Origin of the sequence: Clostridium sp. USBA 49 (assembly GCF_900167505.1) — a bacterium.
Taxonomy (GTDB): domain Bacteria; phylum Bacillota; class Clostridia; order Clostridiales; family Clostridiaceae; genus Clostridium_AT; species Clostridium_AT prolinivorans.
On the sequence record NZ_FUYD01000004.1, the window covers coordinates 231,105 to 241,652 of the forward strand.

The 10,548-nt window shown below is 25.0% G+C and carries 8 protein-coding genes; 2 read left to right on the plus strand and 6 right to left on the minus strand.

Annotated elements, in window-relative coordinates; genetic code table 11:
* Window positions 1-343: 343 nt before the first annotated feature.
* Window positions 344-1,270, plus strand: a complete 927-nt coding sequence (gene rocF / locus B5D11_RS06175) for an arginase (RefSeq protein ID WP_078682170.1) — start codon at window positions 344-346, stop codon at window positions 1,268-1,270.
* A gap of 365 nt (window positions 1,271-1,635) precedes the next feature.
* Here the strand turns inward: rocF and B5D11_RS06180 are convergent, their stop codons facing one another.
* From B5D11_RS06180 to B5D11_RS06190, 3 genes are all read right to left on the minus strand, one after another.
* The gene (locus tag B5D11_RS06180) at window positions 1,636-4,773 is read right to left on the minus strand and encodes an SbcC/MukB-like Walker B domain-containing protein (RefSeq protein WP_078682171.1); all 3,138 of its coding nucleotides are present in this window, start codon (window positions 4,771-4,773) and stop codon (window positions 1,636-1,638) included.
* A 1-nt stretch (window position 4,774) separates the two neighbouring features.
* Window positions 4,775-5,968: an exonuclease SbcCD subunit D gene (locus tag B5D11_RS06185; protein ID WP_078682172.1), complete on the minus strand. Its 1,194-nt coding sequence runs from the start codon at window positions 5,966-5,968 to the stop codon at window positions 4,775-4,777.
* A 359-nt stretch (window positions 5,969-6,327) separates the two neighbouring features.
* On the minus strand, window positions 6,328-6,534 hold the full coding sequence (locus B5D11_RS06190) for a heavy-metal-associated domain-containing protein (protein WP_078682173.1): 207 nt from the start codon (window positions 6,532-6,534) through the stop codon (window positions 6,328-6,330).
* A gap of 345 nt (window positions 6,535-6,879) precedes the next feature.
* Here B5D11_RS06190 and B5D11_RS06195 point away from each other — a divergent pair, with 345 nt between their 5' ends.
* Entirely contained in the window at window positions 6,880-7,755 is an 876-nt protein-coding gene (locus B5D11_RS06195; RefSeq protein ID WP_078682174.1) for a radical SAM/SPASM domain-containing protein, read from the plus strand.
* 201 nt (window positions 7,756-7,956) lie between these two features.
* Here the strand turns inward: B5D11_RS06195 and B5D11_RS06200 are convergent, their stop codons facing one another.
* From B5D11_RS06200 to fsa, 3 genes are all read right to left on the minus strand, one after another.
* Entirely contained in the window at window positions 7,957-8,583 is a 627-nt protein-coding gene (locus B5D11_RS06200) for a hypothetical protein (protein ID WP_078682175.1), read from the minus strand.
* A gap of 225 nt (window positions 8,584-8,808) precedes the next feature.
* On the minus strand, window positions 8,809-9,870 hold the full coding sequence (locus B5D11_RS06205; RefSeq protein WP_078682176.1) for an aldose epimerase family protein: 1,062 nt from the start codon (window positions 9,868-9,870) through the stop codon (window positions 8,809-8,811).
* 97 nt (window positions 9,871-9,967) lie between these two features.
* Window positions 9,968-10,548, minus strand: a 581-nt coding sequence (fsa, locus tag B5D11_RS06210) for a fructose-6-phosphate aldolase (protein ID WP_078682177.1), incomplete at its 5' end; no start/stop codon positions are given.

Genomic DNA, 10,548 nt, shown 5'->3' on the forward strand with positions numbered 1-10,548 from the left:
CACCAACATAATAATATAATTCTATTTTTAATATAAATTTTAAAAAATATTATATTTTATAATATTTTAATGAATATTTATACTAATTATAATTAATTGATAACTTAAATAATCTAATAATAGTCTTAATATTTATTCTATTTAATAAATATTAATACGTAATATGTAATAAACATTCATATATTGCAATTTATGTATATTTTTTTATATAGACATACTCTTTCATATGCTGTAAAATTTATATGCTATAAAATATATTTGTTTGTATGTGTAAACCCCCAGCCAACTGAGGGCTAGCTACAATTTTTATTATTAATTTTTCCATACAAAAGGGGGATTTAAAATGGCTGTGCATATAATTGGTATGCCTATTAATCAAGGGGCTGATAAACTTGGAAGCAATCTTGGACCAGATAAATTCAGAGATATGAATATTTTATCAGCTTTAAAAGATCTTGGATATGATGTTAAAGACCTTGGTAACATTGAAGTAGCTAATGTTACTGAAAAACACAAATACAAACACCATCCTAGTTTGAAATATTATGACGTTATAGTAGATGCAAATACAAAACTTGCATTTATGGTATATGATTCTATTTCAAAGGGAAACTTTCCTATAATACTAGGTGGAGATCACAGCCTTGGAATCGGAAGTATAGCCGGGGTCAGCAAAGCTGTAAAAAATCTTGGTGTTGTCTGGATAGATGCTCATGGTGATTTAAACACTGAAAAAACAACTCCAACAGGGAATATACATGGTATGCCATTAGCTGTTTCCATGGGGAAAGGGCCAGATAAACTGGTTAATTTATTCGAACATAGAGTTAAAGTTAAAGACGAAAATATAGTTCATATTGCAGGTCGTGATTTAGATCCTGGTGAAATAGAACTTATTAAAAATTCAAAAATTAAAGCTTTTTCAATGGATACAGTTAGAAAATTAGGAGTAGATAAAGTAATAGAAGAAAGTATAAATTATTTAAAAGATAAAGTAGATGCAATTCATGTAAGTTTTGATATAGATTCTATAGATTCTTCTTATGTCCCAGGTACAGGAACCCCTGTTAAAAATGGACTAACTGTAGATGAGGCAGAAAAAATACTTAAAGCTTTTTCAGCTTCAGGTATGATGGTATCTTTAGATTTTGTTGAGTTAAATCCTATTTTAGACAAAGATGATATAACTGCAAATATGTCTTTAGACCTTATAAAAGTTGTTTTCAAAAATTTAGTTGTTCCTATAAAAGATCAACGTATGCTAGGATAATTACTTAATAAATACTATAAATATCAATTATAAATATAAAAATTAAATATATATACATTAAATAAATTAGTAGAATAATAATCCTTATTAATATATTAATAAGGATTATTATTCTACTATACATATTTATAAATGACTTTTATTATAAAATTTATATAATACTTATTTAATTTATATTATATTTTGTTACTATATAATTATTTAATTATATTTTGATTATATCACAAAAGCCATTTTTCTTAGAATTAACTACTATATTTTGAAGTAAATCAATAATAAACATACTACTCATTATGTAATTGAACTTTATTTACAGCTTATTTGGGTTTAATCATACTTTTATTTTTTTAATATATTTAATTTTACTAAATTACAAATTTTACACTGCTTCCTTCTTTTGCTGGAGTTATTTCAAGTCTTACATCTATTCTTTCTTTAAGCTCAGGTACATGAGATATTATTCCAACAAGTCTTCCCATATTTTGAAGCTCAATTAAGCATCCAATAGCATTATCTAAAGACTCAGGATCTAATGTTCCAAATCCTTCATCTATAAACATTGTATCTAGACTTATTCCTCCTGCATAAGCTTGTACTATATCAGCTAATCCTAATGCTAAAGCTAAAGATGCTTTAAAACTTTCTCCACCTGATAATGTTTTTACATGTCTAGATTTACCTGTATAATTATCAAATACCTCAAGTTCCAATCCTTCTTGTTTCCCAAATTTACCTCTATCTTCTTTTCTTTTAAGAATAAATCTTTCTCCTGTCATTTTAGCAAGCCTTAAATTAGCTGCATCTATTATTTCATCAAAATAAGCTGCAAGTACATATCTTTCAAAAGTTATTTTTTCTTCATTATAACCATTAGCAGTTTTAGCTAAATCACTTATTATTGCATATTGTTCTTCATCTTTTTTTATACACTTATTTATTTTTTCTATTTCTTTTATAGCATTTTGATTATTTTGTATTCTTGAAAATATATTTTTTTCTTGAATTTCTAAAGAATTCTCATAAAGTTTAATGTCTTTAAGTTCTTTAGATAGTTCTTCTACTTCTATATTTTTTAATCCTTTAGTATCATTTTCTGCTTTTTCTAAATTTCCTTTTAATATTTGAAGTTTTTTATAATATTCAGATATTTCTTCTTCTAAAATTTTTATTTCTTCTTCTGTCATTTTAAATTTATTATATTCTTCAAAATCACTAAAACCATACTCTAAAATTTTAGAATTTAATTTATTTTTATATGCTTCTACTTCATTTTCTGCTTCTTTAAAATTTCTATATTTGCTTTCCTTATCTGATTTTATAGAAGCATATTTTTCATTTGCATTATGGAAATTATCTTGAGCTTCTTTATAAGATTTTTCTAAAACTTTAAGTTTTTCCTCAATTTCATTTATTTTTATTAAAAGTTTAGAATGACTTCTAATCTCTTTTGGTATCTCCTCTTCTATACTATTTAGCTCTTTTTCTGCACTTACTACCTTACCATAAAAAGTTGTATATTCTTCTTCTTTCTTTGGAAGATCTAATTCTTTTTCTTCTAAATATTTTTGATTTTCATATATATATTTTTCAGTCTTTTCTTTATCTTTAATAATATTATCTAATTCTTTTATATCATTTTCTATTTTATTAGCTTCTTCTTTTGTTTTAAGTCCTTTTTCATTTACGTATTTAAAAAGTTTATCATAAGGCATTTTTAAAATGTCTTCATCAAGTATTTGTATTAATCTCTTTTTAGTTTCTAAAAGTTCGTTTAAACTTTCTTCCACCTTCGCATTTAATGCTGATAATTTTTGAAGATTTATATTTCTTTCCTCTACTTTTTCATCATAAAGCTTTTTAATCTCTTTTAATTCTTCTTGTGTAATAAAATTTTTATGTATTTTAGCTGGATTAGGGTGATTTATAGAGCCGCATACAGGGCAAGGAGTATTATCTTTTAAATCTTTAGCAAGTATACCAGCTTGTGCTTTTAAAAAGCTATCTTCCATTTTTTCATATTTATCTTTTATTATTAAATAGTTCTTTTCAAAATCATTATATTTAGATGCTTCATTTTCATGAAGTTTTAAATTATTTAAGTATTGCTTTATTTTTATTTTAAGTTCCCTTAATTTTTCAAGCATAAAGTCTTTTTCAGTTTTTATACCTATAAGACTCATTTTTTTAGTTTCACAGTTTTTAATATATAATAGCTTTTCTTTTGCTTTGTTAATATCAGTTTTTTCTTTAGCTATAATATTTTTAATATCTTCATATTCTTTTTTCTTTTTATTTAGATCTTCTCTTAACAATTTAATTTCATTAGATTTAACTTCATACTGCTTTACTTTATTTTCTTTATCTTTTAAATTTATTATTTTTTCTCTTAAGCTTTTTCTTTCCTCTTCTTTATTTTCTTCAAGTTTTAATTCATACTCCCTCTTTTTTATATTTTCTTGTGCAATGGCTAAATTTTTTTCAGCCTCTTTATATTGATTTTCTTTAATAATAAGATTATTTATTTTTTCATTTAAAGTATCTTCAACAAATTTTACATTAAAAGCAATCCTTGCCTTTTCAAGCTTATTTTGTTTTTCTATATATTTACTTTCATTTAAAATATAATTGTTATATTGTTTTTCAATTTCTTCTTTATCTTTAATTTTTTTATTTATTTCTATGCCTTCAAATATTTTCTTTTGCAATTTTTCTTCTTGTAATTTAATTTCTTTTATATAATTATTTAATTTTTTACTTTCTTCTTTATCTTTTTCTAAAAGTTCCTTTGTTCTATTTATTATTTCTTCAACATTTATATGTTGTTCATTTAAAAGCTTTAAAAGTATCTCATCTTCTCCAGAATCAATATGTTTTATATGTGTATCTCTTTTTGTAGAATTTTCGTTAATTTTTGTTTCATAATTTTTTTGAAGAGTTGAAAGTTTCAACTGTATAGATTGAAAAGCCTCTGTTCCAAATATGTTTCTAAAAATAACTTCTCTTTCTTTACTATCAGCTTCTAATAATTTCCTGAATTCTCCTTGAGGAAGCATTACAATCTGTCTAAATTGATTTTTATTTATTCCTAAAATACTATTTATCTTGTCATCTACAGGTTTTACCTTAGTTATTACTCTTCCATCAGGAAGTATTAATTCTGCATCTGCTTCTTGAATAGTTAATCCATTTCCTTTAGCTTTTTTTCTTTCATATTTTGGATTTCTTTTTATTTTATATTTTTCCCCTCTAAGTTCAAATTCAAGTTCTACATATGTAGGAGTATCTATTGAAGAAAAATGGCTTCTTAAAGTATCGCTATCTCTACTGCTTACAGAAGCTTCCCCAAAAAGAGCAAAACTTATAGCATCAAATATAGTAGTTTTTCCTGCCCCTGTTGGACCAGTTATAAGAAAAATATTCTTATTTTTTAAATTTGAAAAATCTATAACTTGTTTATCTGCATAAGGGCCAAATGCACTTATAGTAAGTTTCAATGGTCTCATACTATTTCACTTCCTTTTCTACTGCCTCAATAACTTCTTTTACAATATCCAATTTTTCTTTTGTAAGTTCTTTATGAGTTATATCTTTATAAAATTCATTAAAAAGTTCAAGTTTTGATTTATTTTTATAGCCTATCCCTGCGGAAGTTTTACTTTTTTCTCTTTGTCTATTATCTTCTCTATGAAGTCCCATAATATTAGGATATACAGCTCTTAATTTTGAAATTGGATCTATAATATCTTCTTCATCTGTTAAAATTGCATATATATAATCTTCTCTATTACTGCTCTCATAAACTTCTTTTGAAATAAGCTCTTTTAATGGACCTTTTATGACTCTCATATCCCTTTTAGGTTTAAGTGGTCTTTGTTCTACACTAACATCACCTTTTTCATCTATATTTACTATAGTAACACCTTTTTTATGGTCTTTTTCTGAAAAAGAATACTTTAAAAGTGAACCTGAATATCTTATTTTATCACTTCCAACCTTTTGGGGACAATGAAGATGCCCAAGTGCAGTATAATTAAAACATGAAAAATGTTCTCCACTTATTAAATCAGTTCCTCCAATGCTTAAAGGTCTTTCTGAATCACAAATCTCAAGACCTCCTTTTTTAGTTTTATCTTCACTCTCTTCATATTCTTTCATAAAAGATACATAACCATGAGCTACAAGTACATTTTTTTCTCCTTCTTTTATATCTTCTTTTATTCTTTCTATTACTTTTTTCATAGCATCATCATGGGTACTTATTTCATCGTCTTTTAATATAGCTTTTATCTCTCTTGGATCGCTATAAGGGACAAGATAAAAATTTACATTTCCGCATTCATCTTCAAATGTAACTTTTTTTATATTACTATCAAATATTCCAGCAATATGCAATCCATTATTAGTAAATATTCTGCTTCCAAAAGATAATCTTTCTGCACTATCATGATTACCTGCAATAGCAAGTATAGGTACATTTAAATCCAGCAAAATTTTATTAAATACTTCATCTAAAAGTTCTACAGCCTCAATAGGAGGTATACTTCTATCATATAAATCTCCTGCAATAACTAATGCCTGAGGTTTTTCTTCTTCAATAATTTTTATTAACTGCTCTAATATAAATCTTTGATCCTCTATCATACTAAATTCATTTACAATTTTACCTATATGCCAATCTCCTGTGTGAATTATCTTCATTAAGCTACCCCCTCTTACATAAATGTTAATTTAAAACTAATATGCTTGTACATATATAATTATAATAAATCTTTTATTCAAAATATAAAATATATTTCTAAATATAGTCTACATAAAAATATAGTCTAGTAAAAAAATAATTTAAGTGTAAAGAATATATGATATGATTAAACCACAATAATCTGTAAATAAATTCCTATTACACAATGAGCAATATGTTTATTATTGATTTACTTCAAAATATAGTGGTCAATTCTACAAAAATAGTTTTTGTGAGATAATCATAATATTCTTAACAATAAAGTATTATTATTTTACTAGACTTATTAATTAAATTTTAAATTTTTAAATATCTATAATTAATCTTCAACTATATATCCTGTATTTTCAATACAATTCCTGATTTTTTCTGGGCTTGCAGGATAATTATATTCTACTTCTATAGTTCCTCTACCTAAATCTACTGCAACTTCTTGAACACCTTGAATTTTATCTAAAGCATTAAGCACCTTTGTTTTACTTTGGGAATTTGCAAGACCTGAAACATTAAAATGTATAGTATTCATTATACATACCCCTTTCTAATATTTTATCAATATTAGTATTAAGATTTTTTAATGTTTTTATCCTAATAAATTATCTAGAAATTATTGAATTTACATTTGTCTTATTTATTTCATAAGTATTCATTAATTACCTATGGATTTTGAATTACAAAAATTTAGTTATATTAGCCAAATCTATGTTTAAAATACTATTTATATTAATAATATTTTATGATAGTATTTATAAATATCCAATAAATATAAAAACTTAATATAATATAGTAAAATAATAATACAAAAAAATAATAACTTTATTCTTACAAAATAAAAATTATTTTACTAGATATTACATATAGCGAGGTTATTATGAAAAGATTTAAAAAAATTTATATAGAAATAACTAACGTATGCAATTTAAAATGTCAATTTTGCCCTATAACTCAAAGGACTCCAAAATTCATGGACATAAATACTTTTGAAAAAATACTATACGATATAAATAATTTTACAGACTATATATATCTTCATGTAAAAGGTGAACCCTTACTTCACCCTGAAATAGATAAGTTTTTAAATTTATCTGAAAAGTATAGACTTTTTGTTAATATTACAACTAATGGAACTCTTATAAACAAAGTAAAAGATAAAATTTTATACAAAAATGCTCTAAGACAAATTAATTTTTCACTACATAGCTTTGATGCTAATGAATTAAATTATTCCATAGAAGAATATTTAAATAATATTTTTGATTTTACATTTTCAGCTGTAAATAATACAAACAAAATAGTTTCTTATAGGCTTTGGAATTTAGATGAAGATATTAAAAGTATAGAAAAAAACAAACATATATTAAATTTAATAGAAAAAGCTTTTAATTTAGATTATAGCATTCAAGAAAGACTTCTAGATAAAAATATTAATAGAGGTATTAAATTATATAAAAATGTTTACTTAAATATTGCATCAAAATTTCAATGGCCTGATAAAAGCCTTGAAAATAGTGATGATAAAGGCTTTTGCTATGGATTGAAAGATCAAGCAGCTATTTTAGCAGATGGTACCGTTGTCCCATGTTGTCTTGATGGTGAAGGAATAATAAACTTAGGCAATATTCATAAAAACAGTTTTTCTGAAATAATAAATGGAGAAAGAGCTACATCAATATATGAAGGTTTTAAAAAAAGATATGTAGTAGAGGAACTTTGTAAGAAATGTGATTACAGAAGAAGATTTAATTAAATACAATCTGCTAAAACAATAATCTGATTAAAAAACATCTTTTATTTTACCAAAGAGAATTATTATTTTTACTAGGTGCATACATAAAATTCAATACTTTATATACAAATCTAGTAAAAATAATAACCCGATTAGGGAATATTTTTTATTTTACCAGATAGGATTATTATTTTTACTAGATACATAACATTATACATACATTTATTCTCCTATAATCCATTTTAAAATAGATACAGCCGTATTTTTTCTTTCTGTACCTTCCATAATAGCAATAACTTTGTCTTTTGTATCAGCTTTCATACTTTCAAGAATACTATTACCCTCAGCACTTATACCATATATACCACTTTTCCCATCACTAGAAGTACCTTCTATTTTATCTGCCTTTATATTTTGAATATCAATTTCTTTTACTTTACTTAAATCCATAAATGCTCCTTGTTTCATAAGGCTATCAAATATTTTTTTATCTAATACTATAACGTCTATTTCTTTTGCTGCCATTTTAACTGTAAATTTTTGAAGCATCTGAGGTTCTGGATTTTCAGGATTTATTATTGGAATGTAATCTATTAACACCTGCTTTTTTTTGTCCCCATCTTTAACTACAACATTAGTTAGTTCTTTTTCAGCTTCTTCTAATTTTACATTATCACCTACTGGGGTTAATATTGTAAGATTAGCAACATACTCTACTTTAGTAATTTGTCCATGAATAAAAGATACTAATAAAATAATTAAAAAAAGTCCACCTATAATATGTATTTTATAATAATCCCAAATATATTCTATTTTTTCTTTTCTAGTCATATTTTTTAAATCAGCCATAAAATTCACTCCATACTTATATATTTTTTATATACTATAAAATGTTTACATAATAAAATATATCATATATTTTTTTACTTTGACAAAACTTTTACTAAATTTAAAAGAATTTTAAATATTTATATAAATAATAAAAATATGCTTTCTAAAGGTTGAACAGTTTTATTATTTTAACTGTCTGCCATAAAGAAAGCATATAAAATTTTAAACATAGCAAGTTTAATATTATTTAACTATTGAAAATTTATAAATAGTAGTATGTTTATATTCTTCTCCTGCTTTTAATATTGGTGATGGAAAATGCTTTTGATTTACAGAGTCAGGGAAAAACTGCGTTTCAAGGCATAATCCGGCATAGCTTTGATAAACTACTCCACCTTTACCTATATATTCACCATTTAAGAAATTGCCTGTATAAAGCTGTACTCCTGGTTTTGTAGTATAAACTTCCATACTTCTTCCTGATTTTTCATCAATAACTTCACAAGCTTTTTCATTAATATTTCCATTAGTATTAAGTACAAAATTATGGTCATATCCTTTTGCAAGCTTTATTTGTTCAAAATCAGAGTTTATATCCTTAAATATAGGTTTCATTTTTCTAAAATCCATAGGAGTATCTTTAACTTCTTTTAAATCTCCTGTTGGAATAGAATATTTATCTATTGGGGTAAATTTATCAGCATTAATCATAAGCTTATTATGAAGTATATTTCCAAAAGCATGCCCAGATAAATTAAAATAAGAATGATTTGTTAAATTAACTATCGTATCTTTATCAGAAACAGCATGATAATCTATAATAAGCTCGTTATTTTCAGTAATACTATAAGTAACTTTAACATCGAGATTTCCTGGATAACCTTCTTCACCATCTAAACTTTTATAAGTAAGTTCTAAGGCATCATTTCCGTCTTTATCAATAATTTCAGCATTCCAAACTTTTTTGTCAAAGCCTTCTACTCCCCCATGAAGCTGATTTTCTCCTTCATTTTTGCTTAAATTATATTCTATTCCATTAAGCTTAAAACGAGATTTAGCTATTCTATTTGCATAACGACCTATAATTGCTCCAAAATATGGTCCCTTTTTTTCATAGTCTTGAATTTTGTCATAACCTAAAACTATATCATCTACTTTTCCATATTTATCTTTAAGAAAAAGAGAAACTATTATTCCTCCAAAATTTGTTACCCTCATTGACATTCCTTTGGAATTTTTAAGAGTAAAAATATATACTGGTGTTCCATCTTTTACATTGCCAAAAAATTCTTTAGAAATACTCATATTATACTCCTCTATAATCTTTATAATCTTTAATTTCCTTTATTACACTCACTTATTCTTGTATTTTCATTTCAGTTAAAAATATTATTTATTAACTCTATTTAGCAAATGCTGTTTCCCAATCTTTTTTAAATTTTTCTATTCCTGAGTCTGTTAAAGGATGATTAAGCATTTGCATTATTACTTTATAAGGAACTGTAGCAATATGTGCTCCTGCTTGTGCTGCATCTATAACATGAAGAGGATTTCTTATACTTGCTGCAATAATTTCAGTATTTATGTTGTGTTTTGAATATATAGTTGATATTTTTTCAATTAAATCCATACCATTAGTTGAAATATCATCTAACCTTCCTAAAAATGGACTTACAAAGCTTGCTCCTGCATTTGCTGCAAGTAAAGCTTGTGCTGCTGTAAATACTAATGTAACATTTGTTTTAATCCCTTCTTTTGAAAGCACATTAACTGCCTTCATTCCTTCCCCTGTCATAGGTATTTTAACTACCATATTTTTATGTATTTTAGCTATTTCTCTACCTTCTGCAATCATACTAGGCGCATCATCGCTTGTAACTTCTCCACTTATTGGACCATCAACTATAGAAGTTATTTCTTTTATTACTTCTTTAAAATCTCTTCCCTCTTTAGCAATTAATGATGGATTTGTAGTTACTCCAC